The sequence below is a fragment of the Haladaptatus sp. DYF46 genome (assembly GCF_021083305.1).
Lineage (GTDB): Archaea > Halobacteriota > Halobacteria > Halobacteriales > Haladaptataceae > Haladaptatus.
The window spans coordinates 335,569-350,717 of the sequence record NZ_JAJFAY010000005.1 but is presented as its reverse complement, the minus strand read 5'-3'; the positions used below and the strand labels follow the sequence as shown (position 1 = coordinate 350,717).

13 protein-coding genes and 4 pseudogenes are annotated in these 15,149 nt (G+C 50.3%); 8 read left to right on the top strand and 9 right to left on the bottom strand.

Annotation, left to right across the window (positions count from 1 at the left end):
- Window positions 1-145 precede the first annotated feature (145 nt).
- From LJF34_RS21815 to LJF34_RS21800, 4 genes and pseudogenes are all read right to left on the bottom strand, one after another.
- On the bottom strand, window positions 146-373 hold the full coding sequence (locus LJF34_RS21815; protein WP_231187780.1) for a hypothetical protein: 228 nt from the start codon (window positions 371-373) through the stop codon (window positions 146-148).
- A gap of 476 nt (window positions 374-849) precedes the next feature.
- Entirely contained in the window at window positions 850-2,196 is a 1,347-nt protein-coding gene (locus LJF34_RS21810; RefSeq protein WP_231187778.1) for an AAA family ATPase, read from the bottom strand.
- A gap of 904 nt (window positions 2,197-3,100) precedes the next feature.
- Window positions 3,101-3,795 (bottom strand): annotated as a pseudogene (locus LJF34_RS21805) (hypothetical protein).
- The gene (locus tag LJF34_RS21800; RefSeq protein ID WP_231187776.1) at window positions 3,792-4,466 is read right to left on the bottom strand and encodes an RNA polymerase subunit sigma-70; all 675 of its coding nucleotides are present in this window, start codon (window positions 4,464-4,466) and stop codon (window positions 3,792-3,794) included. The pseudogene LJF34_RS21805 and the gene LJF34_RS21800 overlap by 4 nt, the downstream one beginning before the upstream one ends.
- Before the next feature lie 376 nt (window positions 4,467-4,842).
- On the opposite strand from LJF34_RS21800, the gene LJF34_RS21795 reads away from it, so the two are divergent.
- Window positions 4,843-5,781 carry a ParA family protein gene (locus LJF34_RS21795; protein WP_255666391.1) on the top strand — a complete coding sequence of 313 codons (939 nt, stop codon included), beginning with the start codon at window positions 4,843-4,845 and terminating at the stop codon, window positions 5,779-5,781.
- Window positions 5,774-6,193: a hypothetical protein gene (locus tag LJF34_RS21790; RefSeq protein ID WP_231187772.1), complete on the top strand. Its 420-nt coding sequence runs from the start codon at window positions 5,774-5,776 to the stop codon at window positions 6,191-6,193. Before LJF34_RS21795 ends, LJF34_RS21790 begins: the two co-directional genes overlap by 8 nt.
- A gap of 394 nt (window positions 6,194-6,587) precedes the next feature.
- Here LJF34_RS21790 and LJF34_RS21785 read toward each other — a convergent pair whose 3' ends face one another.
- The 3 genes from LJF34_RS21785 to LJF34_RS21775 all read right to left on the bottom strand — a co-directional run bounded on the left by LJF34_RS21785 (window position 6,588) and on the right by LJF34_RS21775 (window position 9,339).
- The gene (locus LJF34_RS21785) at window positions 6,588-7,007 is read right to left on the bottom strand and encodes a helix-turn-helix domain-containing protein (RefSeq protein ID WP_231187769.1); all 420 of its coding nucleotides are present in this window, start codon (window positions 7,005-7,007) and stop codon (window positions 6,588-6,590) included.
- 494 nt (window positions 7,008-7,501) lie between these two features.
- The gene (locus tag LJF34_RS21780; protein ID WP_231187767.1) at window positions 7,502-7,714 is read right to left on the bottom strand and encodes a hypothetical protein; all 213 of its coding nucleotides are present in this window, start codon (window positions 7,712-7,714) and stop codon (window positions 7,502-7,504) included.
- A 269-nt stretch (window positions 7,715-7,983) separates the two neighbouring features.
- Entirely contained in the window at window positions 7,984-9,339 is a 1,356-nt protein-coding gene (locus LJF34_RS21775) for a sodium:calcium antiporter (protein WP_231187764.1), read from the bottom strand.
- A gap of 498 nt (window positions 9,340-9,837) precedes the next feature.
- On the opposite strand from LJF34_RS21775, the pseudogene LJF34_RS21770 reads away from it, so the two are divergent.
- Window positions 9,838-9,915, top strand: a pseudogene (locus LJF34_RS21770) (IS6 family transposase); the annotation flags it as partial.
- A 681-nt stretch (window positions 9,916-10,596) separates the two neighbouring features.
- Here the strand turns inward: LJF34_RS21770 and LJF34_RS21765 are convergent.
- Both LJF34_RS21765 and LJF34_RS21760 read right to left on the bottom strand, forming a co-directional pair.
- Window positions 10,597-11,178 carry a VIT1/CCC1 transporter family protein gene (locus tag LJF34_RS21765; RefSeq protein WP_231187762.1) on the bottom strand — a complete coding sequence of 194 codons (582 nt, stop codon included), beginning with the start codon at window positions 11,176-11,178 and terminating at the stop codon, window positions 10,597-10,599.
- Entirely contained in the window at window positions 11,178-11,465 is a 288-nt protein-coding gene (locus tag LJF34_RS21760) for a DUF211 domain-containing protein (protein WP_231187760.1), read from the bottom strand. Before LJF34_RS21760 ends, LJF34_RS21765 begins: the two co-directional genes overlap by 1 nt.
- Before the next feature lie 496 nt (window positions 11,466-11,961).
- Here LJF34_RS21760 and LJF34_RS21755 point away from each other — a divergent pair.
- The 5 genes and pseudogenes from LJF34_RS21755 to LJF34_RS21735 all read left to right on the top strand — a co-directional run.
- Window positions 11,962-12,285 (top strand): annotated as a pseudogene (locus LJF34_RS21755) (transposase); the annotation flags it as partial.
- 366 nt (window positions 12,286-12,651) lie between these two features.
- On the top strand, window positions 12,652-13,542 hold the full coding sequence (locus LJF34_RS21750) for an ArsR family transcriptional regulator (RefSeq protein ID WP_231187758.1): 891 nt from the start codon (window positions 12,652-12,654) through the stop codon (window positions 13,540-13,542).
- 92 nt (window positions 13,543-13,634) lie between these two features.
- Window positions 13,635-13,856, top strand: coding sequence for a hypothetical protein (locus tag LJF34_RS21745; protein ID WP_231187756.1), 222 nt, complete (start codon window positions 13,635-13,637; stop codon window positions 13,854-13,856).
- A gap of 106 nt (window positions 13,857-13,962) precedes the next feature.
- Window positions 13,963-14,250: a hypothetical protein gene (locus LJF34_RS21740; RefSeq protein WP_231187826.1), complete on the top strand. Its 288-nt coding sequence runs from the start codon at window positions 13,963-13,965 to the stop codon at window positions 14,248-14,250.
- Window positions 14,205-14,773, top strand: a pseudogene (locus LJF34_RS21735) (transposase); the annotation flags it as partial. The gene LJF34_RS21740 and the pseudogene LJF34_RS21735, both read left to right, overlap by 46 nt.
- Window positions 14,774-15,149 lie beyond the last annotated feature (376 nt).

The following is a 15,149-nucleotide window of genomic DNA, read 5'->3' as shown; positions in this document are numbered from 1 at the left end:
CTGTGGTGAAACAGCCTCTGCGGCGACATCGCATATCGTTTGTCCCGAGTGTGGGGGAAAGCTCGAACGAATCGAACTCGTACGTCAAGCGTAGCTCTCACTCTCGAAATCCAAATTTTCCTGCGGACACGTGCACCACTAGTGCCTAGTAATCAGTAAGCCGGAGCTTTCCCTCAACCTCATAGAGATGGCCGTTCATGTAGAGTCGTTCAATGATATCTTCGGCAGCGGGTTGATCTAGATCCTCTTCTTCGTTCAAAATCGTATAGGCATGCTCATAGGTGAGTTCGTTCTCATCAGGGAGACTTCTCGCGAGCGCATCAAGCGCGTCTTGGGCGAGTGGTGTGAGTGGCGATTTCCCATTTGGAACCATTCGTACTCTCAAATTCATCTACCCCACAGGTAAACCCTCGGTCAGAGTCTGTTCGTGCCACTACTTAGTGCGATGTAGTAAGGGGAACAGGCAGCCGATGTGGGAGTATGGGTTGGGATGAGTACAAGAATCCACATCGGCTGCTCGGAACGCTAACTGCAATCTATGCTTGGTACCCAGTGGATAAAGTCTTCAGCCAACCACAGCGGAAGTGAAACTCGAAGAAGGAGAAGTGCCATGGTGACGTACGTCGCCTGAAGATTGAGACCTGATGTTAGAATAGTATACTAACATCTGTTTTCCACTCGCCATCTACCAGACACCATCGTGGCAGAGGACACCAATTAGTAGTCAGATATAGGAAATCGACACACCGGTTTTCAAGTGTATCACTACGCTAGGTCCTGAACCCACAGAAAGTTCGAGTATGAAAACGCCTACACCGATTTTCAAATGTTTCTATGACTCGCCGACCACTAGATTGACGAAATATTGACTTTCGGCCATGTGGTTTCCATTCGCTTGAACGCCTCTCGAACTTTCTCAGCGCCGACTTCATCGCTGAACTCGAACTCGTAATACTGCCCTCCTTTGCGGCCTGTATTATTTTCTATTTGGGTCAAAAATCCAAGCATGACTAATTTGGTTAGATGGTTGTACATCCCTCGCTGACCAAGCGGTTCACCTTCAAATCGGCTATAGACTCTCTTGTAGGCGGCATATATCGTTTTGACACGAGCTGGAGTGGCATTCTGTTCAGAGAGATTGGCGATTGCTGCGAGGATGTATTGTTTCTGGGCGTCCTGATCGGTGATTGAGTCAACCATATCACCATACTCGAGATCTTCGATTGCCTCTCGTACATGTTTCTCCGTTATCTGCGAGATACCCTGCCCTTCAGCGATTTCACCTGATCGACGAAGTAACCGTATCGCACGACGAGCACTGCCAGAAGACTCACGCATTGCGAAGGCCGCACAAAGCGGAATGACGTCATCCTCCATCACCTTACTCACATACACGGCCTCATCCGCTGCTTGCTGTTCCTCTGAAGCATATTCAGTGTACTCCGGATCGTCTGGAGAGAAAACTCTAGTATTGTGAAACGCATTCGCAGCTCGCATCCGAAGAATTCGTCGCAGTTGGTTCGCATCGTAGGCCGGGAATTTTAATTCGGACTCACAGAGTGTATCCCGCACCTTCGGCGACAAATTGGATCTGAACGTGTAGTCGTTACTGATTCCAATGAGTCCAATTCGAGCAGATTGGACCTTCTCGTTATCACGAGCGCGCGGTAATTCGTAGAGAATGGTATCATCATCGCCGATACGATCGACTTCGTCAAGAATAACTAGAACAGTTCCGCCCAGCTTGTCGATTTCATCGTAGAGCATCGAATAGATAGCCTGGGGAGCGTATCCAGTTGCGGCGATCATATGTTCTGGATCGCGAAGTTCGTTGACGAGTGCAACGGCGACTTGATATGAGGAGGTTCGTTCTCGTTTCGATGTTAGATTCTGGCAGTTAATTCGAACGACAGTGAGGTCGGTCTTCTCCTCTTCGTTCAAATCAGTATTTTTCTCCGTGATATCCGTTCGAAGCTGCTTGATGAGATACTTTGTAACGGCAGTTTTCCCGACACCAGTGTCTCCATAGAGAAAGGCGTTCTGTGGTGGACGTCCTTTGTAAATCGGTTTGAGGACATCCACGTACTCGTCCATTACCTCGTCCCTGCATACGATTTGTTCCGGTGTATGATCTTCCTCTAATACTTCGCTGTTCTTGAACAACTCGACGTCGTCAGCAAAGATGGAGTCACTCATTGCTCTAGAACGTTACGTACATTCTAATAAATCTTATTCACGTGTTTTCCTGTGTTTCATGTGTTCCCGGGTCTTTATAACAAAAGGGAGAACACCCTCCCAGCGGTTTTCAAGTGTTTCACGTGAGAGAGGCAGGGCGGTTGGGCAAACTAAGCGAACAAAATCACTGAAGAACAATCTTCTGCATAGCTTACAAACTACTACTAGACTAGTACTAGTGTATTTTATATAGTTTACGGTAGGGGAGATAAGACCCGACTATTCTAATTCGGGAAAACCGGCAGCATCCATGCGAATTAACACTTGAAAACCGCTGTCTGACGAGATAGTAGTGGTGTCTGTTTAAGTGATGAAGGGGGTTGATCACCAACACCCTCCCCTCGAGTTCTACGAAGAACACTTGAAAACTGCTGTGTGTGTGTAGGGCGAAGTCTTGAGGAACGAGCAGGCTTTCGATTAATCGGTGTCAGCTACCACGACCTGAAGACCGTGGTATTCTCTCCGCTGGGTTTACGGCTGACAACCTGCCAGTAGTTCACCAGCCAAGATTGCTGTCTTCCACGAGTAGTTACTTGTTCCTCTACCATCGTGACGGTCTGCATGTCGGTACTTAGCCTATGACGGGCAGCACGCGACGCTAACACGTACAGCACTTCCTCTCTTATTCTATTGAGGTGAGAGACTAGAATGTGGGAATTTGTGAAATGCCACCAACACAGTTCCCACATTCGTCGAGTGGTACACGCCAGACACTCGACATCTTAGTTCGGATTCCCACCCACTTAATTACGATGATACAGGAAATGTATAATGGGGCCTGATACTCACGAAAACAGGTGGGTGTTTGCAGTTTATTCGTACTGTCTGTTGCTATGCCCGAACCTGTGGAGTACTGTTTTGATGATCAACTCAGCTGTTCCACCTGCGTAGCAAGATACGTTCGAAGTGCCGTAATCGTCTCCTCAGAAACTGCCGACGCACCGAAATCGCTTCGAAAGCCGTGTTTGAGATCCTCTCCGTCTAGGATCTCGAGGCTACGTTTGAGTTGGGTGCGAAGGGCGTCTTGATCTCCTCGATGGAGGTGTGGGGTTACAGTATCGAGATCGATTTCTTCGGCAACCGCGAGGACGTCACGAAGATCAGTCTCACGTCCGCTGTGAAGTTTCGCAGCGACAAGTACTGCCCCATCGATGGCCTGGGCGACTGTCGCAACTGTCCCACCGCTCACTTCTTGTTCTGAGCTGTGGTCGTATAGGTAGTCGAACGACCACTGCGCTTCGGTCTGACGACAGCCGAGTCCATTTACGAGCAGATCGAAGCCAATCGGTTGCTGTGGCGCGAGGCGTTTTTCGTACTCGATGACTTCCGTGTCGTAAAACCACTGTTTTGCGTGGTTGTCGATTTCCTCGAACCCGCGTGTTTCAAGGAAGGATACGAATGCATCCTTGTTATCGGGCGCAACGACGATATCGAGATCCGTCGAGAAGCGAGTGTTGAATGCCGAGACGGCATACCCACCCACGAGGAGTACTGCACGTCGTTCCCGTTTAGCTCATCAAGAAGTTCGATGAGCGCGTTGCTTCGGTTGTTGAAGCTCATGGTTGGGCGCGCTCTCCTTCCCGGTAGGCGACTCCAAGGTCGAGATCGTCGTACATTCGGTCGAGCATCGCAAGGGCTGACTGGAACTGCACAAAGTTTTCGCGCATATACGCAATCGTCTCCCCGCGGGAGACGACTGGATAGCCCTCAACATGCTCAATGTCGAGAGTCGGCTGCGGATCGAGCACGATCTGGAGGGAGCTTTCGATCTCGTCATTCGGCTGGCGCTCTAATGCAGTCGGCAGACCGAACGACTCGAAGAATGCCTCCCATGCTTCGACATCCTGGTCGCGAACGGCGAGGAATAGTGGGTAGTCATCTGGGCTGCGACCGACCTGATACCCGCCTTGTGTCCACACATAGACTGCATCGATGCGAGTGAACGCGAACGGCCACTCTCCAAACTGCGGGATAACGTATGCCTCGTCGATAGATGGAGGACTGACGCGAGCACTTGCTGCAATGAGTTCACGAGCTGCGTCTCGAACGCGGTCGTTGGTGACTGAAAGCCCATTATCGTACTCGAGATATCCTGCGTCTTCGAGTCGATTGACCGCCAGTCGCACCGTCTCGTACGGAGTATGGAGATGGTGTGCGAGACGGCGAATCGAGTCGCTACTCTCGATCCCGAGGATGACTTGTGCCCCAGTGTCGTCTAGTACCTCGTACATCTGGTAGTTACCAATAATTCGGGAATGGTTAAGTGTCTTACTAGAAAAATAATATTGTCGTCAAATTGAATCGCTGCTCTGATGCCCAGATGTGCCTTCGAACACTACTATTTTTAAATTAATTTGTATCTATGAATTGGATTCTATCTTAGAATAGCATACTATTTATATAATTCATGCTTTTCGTACTATTCTTCATCTACTCTCACTACTTGTGCCATTCTGGTGTGCTGTGCTATTTTTACTATTCATGCTATCCTCGCTATTTTGGATATTCATACAATTCACAAATCGATAAAAAGTACGCTGTTCGCATGATTTTGCTTATTCACGTCCCGTAGATATAAGTCATAAGAGGATTCTATTTCAAAATAGCATGGCCGAATCGAATAGCAAGAATAGCACAGATAGAATAAATAGCCCAAATATCCCGTACGAATCTGTCGATACGAGCGGGACGTCACGAGCCGTCTCAGTCTGTATGCTGAAGGGTGGCGTCGGAAAGTCAACCATCGCGGTGAACCTCGCGCGTCAGCTGGCTGCCCACGATCACAATGTCCTCCTCATCGATCTCGATCCGAATGGACACGCCTCGGTGGGTCTTGGATTCGATGACCACTATCACGACACGGATGAGAGTATCGGCGAGGTCTTCTTCGACGATGCGGATCCGGCGTCAGTCATCTACGATACCGACCACGAATTCGATATCCTTCCTTCGAGCGAGAATCTCGAGCAGGTTGAGCGAGAAATCGTCGTGGGCGATGTCTTCCAACCCTCTGCACTGTTACAGCGCGAGGTCATCGACCCACTGCTCGGTGACGAGTACGACTATATCATTACTGACTCGCCTGCCTATCGCTCGCGATTGACCGACAACGCACTCGTCGCGACATCCAATCTCGTTCTTCCACTTGCACCCGGCAACGAAGCCATGTCTGGACTGGAACGCACTATCGAGCGTCAGATTGCCCCGCTCCGCAAACACATGGACGTTGACGTCCTTGCGCTTGTCCCGAATATGCTGAGCGGTCGTATCGACCAGCAGACGCAAGATCGGCAGTTGCTCGAACGATTGAACTCCCACGCTAGCTTGCAAGACCGAATTCCAAACTTTGCGCGAATCACGGACTGGGAGGCCATTGATGCGGGCGATAGTAGGCCAACACCTGGTATCCGCGACCGAACCAGTATCACGAAAGCATACGGTGAACGGCAACCGCTGTTGGACTACGATCCCGAGTGTGACCAACTGACCTGTTTCGACGAACTTGCGCATATCGTCGAGGCTGGCGAGGTGATTCGCAATGAATGACGACGACCCGTTTGCTGATCTTGGTGAGACGCTGGACGACGCAAACGAGCAAGACGATTCTGCGTCATCACAGGAACTGGCTGAGACGACTACCGGTTCGACATCTGAGCAGAGCGTAACTCAGGTTGAGGACAACGACGAAGACCGAGATCCAATGGAGGATACTGCCTTTTCCTATGAGGCAGCTAGACAACGGCCGTTCTACGCGCGTGATGATACCATTGAGGACTTCGACTCCTGGTTGAACTACGAACTAGAGCGTGAACTCAGTATCCGCGGCTATCAGAATATCGTTGTTCGTGAGATGACGGACGCGCTGCTACGCACGGTTGTTGAGGAAGATCTGGTTGAGGAAGTAGCCGAACGATTTGAGCAAGCACGAAATGATGCTATTTCAGAATCGGGTGAATAGTTTACTATTTTTTAGCGCGAAGATGAGGGTTTCTAACCCGGATTATTCACCTTTATCGGAGTTGTGAACGGACGAATAGTGCGAATCTTTCAAATAGCTTGAATATCGTAAATCGAGTGAATAGCTTGAATAGTATAGATAGAATGGGTAGCGGTCCCTCAAGCCGCCGTGTACATCCAGTATACTGAGAGACACCGAGACGCTGCAGTTCAGTAAGCTTCCAGGCCCGCACACGCATTCTCCTCGTATCTAGCAGTTAATTAGACACAACCAGAAGAACAAGCGCCAGTGACCCCGCGGCTTCAAGTTAGCATACCATACTAACGTCAACGTCGGTTTGAGTGACATCGATGTATTTCGATTCACCTCAGTAGGTGGCTTGATTGTCGAATGTTCAGATCATGTGAAGCTGCGTGAGTTGAGTCATTACTGAGTCTGTCCATCTGTCCAGTTCGTGCTGTAGCCACTCCGTGGTTTCTGCGAATGATTGCGCTACATGCAGATATTTGACGCCACCACTGGAGACAATGCGCGGATATCGAGTGACCAACTCTTGCTCATACAGTGGTTGCAGTTGCTTCCCAATTGTACTCTTGTCACGGTCGTGGATTTCGGCAATCTCAGTGATCGTACTGTGTGGATGGTCGAGAACGGTGAGATATACACGGAATGCTGCTTTATGAACACCACAGACCGTGGCCATCATCTCCGTGAGTTCCAACTCGGATGTTTCATCCAACAGTTTCTCGAACCGTGCTACACGTTCATCTGGGAGGACTGTCTCCTCTGTCAACCCATTGTCTGCTGTCTCCATATGTGAGAGGACTAGTGATAGCTAATAGGTCTTTCTCACACACTGATTAAACCACCCTGCTGATGTATCTTTCCCTGTATTTTGACAACGTAGGTTTCGTGTTGTTTATAGCCGCAGCAACATAGCACTCTTCAGGACGAACACAAGACGGCCACTGAGACGCTCACTGACAAGCGTGTGGAGGCCGCGCGATTACAGGAAGCAAACGAGCGAATACAATCCGATCTAGATCGTGTGCGCAGCGAACGTGACAGTGCACAGGCACGCTACCAAGAGGCGAATACCAAGCTCAAGCCCCATAAATCAGAGAAAGACGGGTTCTTCTCGCGACTCGGCCAAGTTTTCTCCCGTGGCTAAGTAGAAGATGAGACTTATGCGCTCAATGCATAGAGATGTAGTCTTATTACTTGTAGATTTAATGAGTATTCGTTGGCGAAGTTGAGAAGTACTCTAGAATCGAAAACCAGCACATTAGTATTATATTATGATAGATTTCACCCCGAAAAAGCGCCTGTTCTTCTGAATACATATATCACTGTTAAGGCGGCCAGTAGCGAAGTTGCTAACGCGACGATATTCACGGTGAATGTCCCAACAAAATGTGAGAGAGTAAAATAAATTACTGCTGGAAGACCCATCACAGCCAGTAGTACAGCAGCTCCTATCGTGATTGTCTGATTTACACGCTTGGCCGCCGAATTATTCATACTCTTGACGAGACGATATGATGAATAAATGTTCTTCTAAAATGACGATCATTATTTGACCTCCCGGAGGCTTGCTGAAACCATATCTAATCGACTACCCTGCAAATCTGGTGCCTCTCTACCTACAGTAATCTCACCATCCGGTTTGTGGAGGTGTTGCGATTGATATTCTCAATATATAGGGCTTGAACGGAGTCATATATGGTGGATATCTGACCCGACTGAATTGCCTTTCTGACACTGCAGTGCAGGAAAGGAATGTGCGCTGCTCAGTCTACGTGTTCTGGCTGACTGGATTCTCCCCTAAGTGCTGCCTGAGCGGTTGAGAGCGTCCGCTTGACGAGATGACGAACACTCTCGCGGCGCGTAATGAACAACCCGATCCCAAGGACGATGTAGACCGCCGTGTAGGCATAGAGAATGGTCAAACTGATGTTCGTCGCCGCTGGCTCAGCGTAGGTCTGAATCACGTAGAACTCTGCGAGAACTTGCGTGGCGAATAGCACAAGCAACGCGACTGCCTCACGGATGCTGATTTCGAAGTTTGTTAGGATGGCGATGGCAAACAAGCTTTGTGCGGCAGTGATCCAGATCTCTGCGGCCTGCTTCTGATCGAACGGCAGTGTTCCAATAACCCCCGCAGAGATGGAGTAGACGACAGCGAGTGTTCCGATCAGTAATGTCCACTGGTTGAGCTTCGAGGAAATAAGTGCGTTGAACCCAGCGGTCGAGCGCGACTTGTTTACCAGGTAGGCGACGACGATGAGTTCAGGACTCTCGGAAGCGAGCGGCGCGAGCCATTGAATCATGAAGAACTCCGGAATGCCATACTGCAGCCCTACCTGCTCAAGTCCCTCAGCGAAGGGGTGGACGGCAGTGAAGATGATCGCACCCGAAAACGCGAATCCGAACAGGACGACAGCAATCCGGGGTACTTTCGGATACTGCTGGAAGTGTGCAGGAACTCCGACATGTTCTTCGGATTCTTCGACATCACCGCGGATGATGATGAGGAGATAGAGCACATACAGGCCCACAAGGATGAGCGTATCGAATGGCCCGATACCGCCGCCGAGGGGAACGAAGAACGCGTACGCCGTCGCCGCGAGGAGGAAGGCGATTTCCGTAGATATTTGCTGATCGAGTCCGACGACGTCCGCGAGAAATCCCGAACGGTGTTCAACCGCCGAGTCGCGGATGCGTTTTGCGCGATAGATAGTGAACAGGGCGATCCCGGACCATCCGAGACCGATGAGGATGCGATTCGCTCCAGTCATGTTGGCGACTGCGAGGTTGGCGGCTTCACTCGATCCAGCGCCGGCTTCCCACGCGTACAGTGCGTCAACTGCGTACTCGGGTGCCACGGCGAGTACCGCCAAGACTGCAATCGCGAACGCCTGCGGGACGTCTTTTTCGGCAGTCTCAGCTGCCCACGCGAGTAAGAATGCGGCACCCAGGATCGCGAATCCCGCAACGGCGACGGCCATAACGGGCGCGATGTTTTCGCCAGGATGTACGGTTCCGTACCCGCCGTACGAGACAAACGATCCGATCCATGGGATCGTCAGTACCAATGCGACGAAAACGGCGACTAACGGATGGCGAAAGCGATCAAATGTGTTCATCTGAATACCTCATTCATTGTCGTACACGATTCTCTGGCTTAAAATACACAAGATATACCTCATACCCCCGATTTCGGCGCTTACAGGTTCTGAAGTGTTCGAATTGTCCATTATGCGCCTCACTCACTAATCTGCTGTTTGAGGCCTACAAACACTGAATTCGTCCATAGAAGGCAGAAAGGAGTGCGTTCTTCGTCTGAGAATCTCATTTCCACTTACGAGACGTCAACTTCCCCATTAGCACGAAAACCAAAGTTCAAAAATAGATTCGTTCACTAGCTTTCTCCCCCTCTCTACCAATTCGGTATGACAGCTTACAATCCCTTATCCCGCTTATAGAGACAGAGGAAGCCAGATGTGTTGCCCAGCTGGTGAGATGAACTACTTACTGCAATTGAATGAGCTCCGTATCGCCTATGAGAAACAGAGCGAAGAAACGATCGGCACTGTCTAGTTAAGCCAGCTTAAGAAGCGAGCAGTTCCGTGGTTTTGGTGTCTATGCTCAACCAAGAACTGCTCAGTGAAACGTTAGAGACGCCGAATCTTGAATGTTGGGAGAATGAGCGGACGGCGACATTAACGAGACGCGGAGCGTCTCGTTCGCACACCGAGAGTCACCCTTCCTCACAGACGCGCGCGTTCCAAGAGGCCGTAATTCGGATTGTCTGATTAATCACTGTGAACAGCATTATGCCCGTTCATCCCCTATGACGGATTCACTCACCATGTCCGCACAACAGTCCTCCACGTCCGGAGTCGAATCGCGCCAGAAGACGACTCTGTTCTGTCCCAGCTGTGATCACGAAAGCGACGTCACCGGCGATTGGAAAGAGTATACGGAGAACAATCGACGAATATACGACTGCCCTATCTGTGACACAACTATCACGAAACGCCTCCGAGATGCCTCGCCAATGGCCCCGAATGACTAATTCAGTGAATCTCCACGTGTCAATAGGGCACAATACGAGGCTTCATTCGATACCGGCTTGTACATTGCTCAAAAGCTGAGGAGTTGGATGGAATCTTCCTACTTGCGAAGACAACGCTCCACGCTTATTCTCCAGGTGTCTATGCATTGAGAGCCCCGATCTCAATTTTTGCATCCTCCGAGATTATGGAGTTGAGATCACATAGGCGATAGTGACCACGGAGTATACGATTTTAGCTCAACCAACGAACGTGATTTGCATCAAGTTTCGGTACGTCATCGCCACCGACGTGTCTACTACCTCAGCAGAAAGTGAGGATCAAGGGCTACCCTGGAAGAAAGATGTTGATGAGCGCAACGACGATACCGGCGATTCCCATCCGAATTCCGGCAATATACCACCGTTGGCGAGAGATCGATGCCATGTACGCTCCGAAGGCGAACAAAACGCCGCATGCCATGGCGACAGAGAGTATCGTGGCTTGGAGCAGCGAGAGCGCTGGCCCCTCGAACAGAAATGGAATCAGCGGTACGATGAGCCCACACAACGGTCCGAGACCACTCATGAGAGCATTAACGACTTGATTACTGGTCTTGTTTCGTTCGACCTGCGTATCACTCAGGTCAGTAAGCATCGCATCTTCGAGGTCGTGCAGTTCGGCACGCATTTCGGCACGCTCAATCTCCCAGACACTCCAGACGCCCGAGGTCGTGAGACCGACAGCACCGCCGAGGCCGATCGCAATGACTTGTAACCCGTCAGAGACTCCGGAGAGATATGCGCTGACAGTGACTCCGACGCCAGTCAGTGCGCCGTCGAACCCGTTCGAGACGAAGTATCGTCTCGCGATCGGCCCAATCTTATCATCGATTCGTTCCAGGAGAGACACCGAGTTTTCCGCACCCATTAGTCCTGAGGCGTGGGTGCGTCTTCGACGAGATGCTCTCCACAAACGACCTGATCGACCGAGTGGATCGTCCCGCCGGCGTCTGTGACGGACGCTTTGACATCGTCGTACTCGATCTCATCGCCTTCGAGCGTGAGCTTCAAGTTTTTGACTTCTTGGTCGAGTTCGATGAGCGTCGCGTTGACAGCGGCGACGTTGTTCGTCTGGGCGATATGTTGAGCGAATTCGATCGTCGACGGTTCGTGCGGTTTCAGTACGTCAATAACTAACCGCTTGACAGGGGCCATCACACTATCTTACAATGCACAGTTTAAAGTTCATTTGGTGGACGAACAGCAGAAGAGATCGGATATGAATCGATACTCCAGTATAATTCAGCATTATTAGCGTTCAGCGGGATAGTGATATGATTCAAGGCTACGTTCGAGAGACTCCATGACAAGGCGAGCGAATGGCGTTGACGACTCGTTGTCTCGAGCAAAAAACAGATTCGCAGATGGTAGATAGGGATATCAAGCGAAACAGAAAACAAAACAAGGAGAAAAAGTGTCAAAACGAACGCTGGCAATGCCAACATACGGACCATGGATAACACTTGAACTTGGGGCCACAGATCGTTTGGCACCGTCTAGTTAAGCTCCTGAGTTGGCGTTCGTTTGTCGAGCCCTTGATGCGGTCTTTGGATGTCGCTCTTGGTTGGAGGAATGTTAGCCAGTTCTCAGCAATAGCTGGAAGTTACAGCAGGCAAGAGTAGTGTGAACCCATCACGCGATGAATAATTGTCGTCAAAACGAGAACTCTGAGCATACATATTTTCGGCAGTATTCGGTATTCATATGCAACCGTTGTGTAGGAGTCGTGAGTGAATACGGCTCCTGACCGGAGACCGAAAGCGGCTACAAATCGATTAAACGGTCCATGGCCGTAACAACATCGAAGAACTTTGTCTTACGGTTTTTCTACTTCGCGTTCGCCTGTCTGCTGTACTCGATTTGGCGTGCAGTCGATTTACTGGCTCAAGTCGAACTGACCGGTGAATACGACAGATCGCCCATTGTGACCGCAAACACGGTCCTTACGCTGTTGAAGCAAACAGGAATCGGCTAGAGCAGATTTTGAGCCGATGAACGTCAGGTGATCAGCGGCAGTGCTGATCCGGCCGGTCGCTAGTTCGAAGAAGAGTTAGAATAGTAATCAGAATCGATGTCTGAGCTCCAGTTTGAAGCGCTGACAGTGAGTGGTTTACCCCAAATCGTGCATTCTTAGGTTGCTATTGCCTCTGTAGTCTCATCTTCCAGATGTACGCAGAAGTTGAGACCGAGGCTCTCAATGCATGGCGAAATCGGGGGGAGTCGTCGAGACTTGATTACGGAGATACGACCTCGTCCCCTATCCGAATGTCTCTGAGCTTCTCACTGATGGTGATGTGAAGCACGACAACTGATTTTGGCTTTCAGCTGGATATACTGAGGCATGACCTTTAATGGGAACTCGACCTCCACCAATGAAAAATCGAGTACGGATCCCGCAGACGCATTCGGAGCACTCAGCGATCCTCTCAGAATCGACATCCTTCGAGCATTGGGAGACTACCACCATGAAACCGAATTCAAGACGACTATCGGATTCGCAGATCTCCGCAGACGCGTTGGAGTCGAGGATCCTGGCCGGTTTCGCTACCATCTTACACAGCTTCGTGGGAATTTCGTTGAGAAGCTCGATGATGGATATCGGCTCACGTTCGCTGGCGCGAAAATCATCGCGGCTATTCTCATGGGTACCTATACCCACTCTATAACCAAGGACGCGGTAGAACTCGATAGCGATTGCTTTGTTTGCGATAATCCAGCTATAGCAACATACGAGAATGGAAACTGCGTCGTCTCTTGTGCCAACGATCATCCACTGTTTAGCTGGCAGGTTCCACCGACCGCTGCTGCTGACGCAATGCTTCCAGAGATCGTCGATCTAGCGGAGTTGTTAGCACGTCAAGGAATGGAACGCACGCTTAACGGGCACTGTCCAGAATGCTATCATACTATTGAATCAGAGGTGGCAACAGAGCAGGCAGAACCCCCCGTCTTTCGTGCCCAGTGTGAAACCTGTGGTGCACGGTTAATCAGTCCCGTTGGATACTGCCTCTTGGTGGATCCCCGTGTAGTGGCATTTTATCAGAGACATGGATACAACCTCCACGATTACTATATCTGGGATTTACCATTTGTCCAGAATGAGGACCTGTATACTCTTGTTGAGGAGAAGCCGACGCGTGTCGAAATAGATGTTTCTGTAGCGGGTGAAACACTCACAGCAACAGTCAACGAAACAGGGCACGTTATTGACTACCGACTCGTCGGAGAATGACAGATTTTATATAGAAAAAATGTTCTCCGAGAGCTTATAATCTGATGGACCAATGTCGAAATATGCGTTTGAGTATAGGAAAGCGACGGCACGTGTCCAACGCAACGTGGCTCAAGCTGAGTAGTGAAACTCTGAACGGGATGATGGTCGCTGTGCTCCTTGCTACAACAGCGTCTCTCTTCCTCATCTCCTCTGGGATGCACGAAACAGCGATCATACCAATCGTCTCCATCGTCGTCGTGATGGTGATTGGATTTGCTTTGGTCAAAGCTTTCGAGTATTTCAGAGTCGAAGACACACTTCTGACTGCATAATTCAATTATTAATATGGAAAGTGCGCCGTTTTCTCGCAGATAGATGTCAAGGAAAAAGTCGAGGGTCTTCTCTTGATCTCCATCAGGAGGCTCAGTAGCTCAATTTGTGGCTGCTGCCATCCTTTCGTGGATAGTTGTTGAAGTTGGCTTGCGCTGGGGTGGTGTGTGGATACTCGCGGATGTTGTTGGGAGTGCTCGTGGAGAAGACGTGATTCTCCTTGCTGTTGGGTTTCCACTGCTCGCATATCTACTTGCACACTGGGGAATGCGACGGAAAATTGCCCCTTCGGACTGGGATTACGATATTTCGATTCGAACAATCGGAATTGCCTTTGCAGGCGTTGTCGTCTACTCGAATTTGCTGAGAACCTCGTTCACGTCGATAACGTGCTGATGGACCGGGAGTTCGACAGCCAGCACGTTCTGGAGATGATCAGCCAGCGCGGACTCTCGTATGTCGTGCCAAAACGGATGCAGACCAGCGAGAAAGCGCAGGCCAAGCGATTGCTCCAGTGCGATCAAGACCGATACGAAACAGACCGGAAGCTCCATCTTGGAAAGAATGAGTGGCATGAGACGACGCTGATCTACCGTCGGAAAGTAGACTCCGAGCACGACGATCACCGGCAGTATTCGGTTTCATGACGAATCGGGGGAGTGGACACCTCACCGAGTACGGCTACCGCTGGGAGATTGAGAGCGGGTACAAATCGATCAAGCGGTTCATGGCCGCGACGACCTCCAAGAATTTCGGGCTCCGGTTCTTCTACTTCGCGTTCGCGTGCCTGTTGTACTCGATTTGGCGAGCGGTGGATCTGCTCGTGCAGGTTGAGTTGACCGATGAGTACGAGCACTCTCCGCTGATTACAGCGGATAACACGCTGACGCTGTTGAAGAAGGAAACTGGAATCGGGTAGTAAAGCCCTCAATCTGGGTTAGCGTGGTGTCTGAGTGGCCACACTGCTGAATGTCTCCGAAATCTACCCATATAGTTGGTGATCAGACAAAACCGGCTGTTTGGGGAACGATCTGAAGCAGTTTCCGCTCATAGATTCGGCCGAATACACGCATTACAGGTCCGCTGAACCCGCTGTAGTCTCAACATCCCCTCGCTCAATTTTGATATAGCGCCATGTAATATATCAACTTCGAAACGGACGAATTTGGTGATTACAGCCTTTCATCCGGTGGTCTACACTGGAAGTGGTGATGTCTCGTCCACTGCCGCATATATCTCTAAGCGGAAGTGCAACCACCCCGGGACTCTTGAGTCAATCTATGCCCAGTTCGTAG

Excerpts from the sequence above, each read along its gene's own strand:
- LJF34_RS21815 (WP_231187780.1), bottom strand. The coding sequence starts at position 373 with ATGGTTCCAAATGGGAAATCGCCACTCACACCACTCGCCCAAGACGCG.
- LJF34_RS21810 (WP_231187778.1), bottom strand. The coding sequence starts at position 2,196 with ATGAGTGACTCCATCTTTGCTGACGACGTCGAGTTGTTCAAGAACAGC.
- LJF34_RS21800 (WP_231187776.1), bottom strand. The coding sequence starts at position 4,466 with ATGTACGAGGTACTAGACGACACTGGGGCACAAGTCATCCTCGGGATC.
- LJF34_RS21795 (WP_255666391.1), top strand. The coding sequence starts at position 4,843 with ATGGCCGAATCGAATAGCAAGAATAGCACAGATAGAATAAATAGCCCA.
- LJF34_RS21790 (WP_231187772.1), top strand. The coding sequence starts at position 5,774 with ATGAATGACGACGACCCGTTTGCTGATCTTGGTGAGACGCTGGACGAC.
- LJF34_RS21785 (WP_231187769.1), bottom strand. The coding sequence starts at position 7,007 with ATGGAGACAGCAGACAATGGGTTGACAGAGGAGACAGTCCTCCCAGAT.
- LJF34_RS21780 (WP_231187767.1), bottom strand. The coding sequence starts at position 7,714 with ATGAATAATTCGGCGGCCAAGCGTGTAAATCAGACAATCACGATAGGA.
- LJF34_RS21775 (WP_231187764.1), bottom strand. The coding sequence starts at position 9,339 with ATGAACACATTTGATCGCTTTCGCCATCCGTTAGTCGCCGTTTTCGTC.
- LJF34_RS21765 (WP_231187762.1), bottom strand. The coding sequence starts at position 11,178 with ATGGGTGCGGAAAACTCGGTGTCTCTCCTGGAACGAATCGATGATAAG.
- LJF34_RS21760 (WP_231187760.1), bottom strand. The coding sequence starts at position 11,465 with ATGGCCCCTGTCAAGCGGTTAGTTATTGACGTACTGAAACCGCACGAA.
- LJF34_RS21750 (WP_231187758.1), top strand. The coding sequence starts at position 12,652 with ATGACCTTTAATGGGAACTCGACCTCCACCAATGAAAAATCGAGTACG.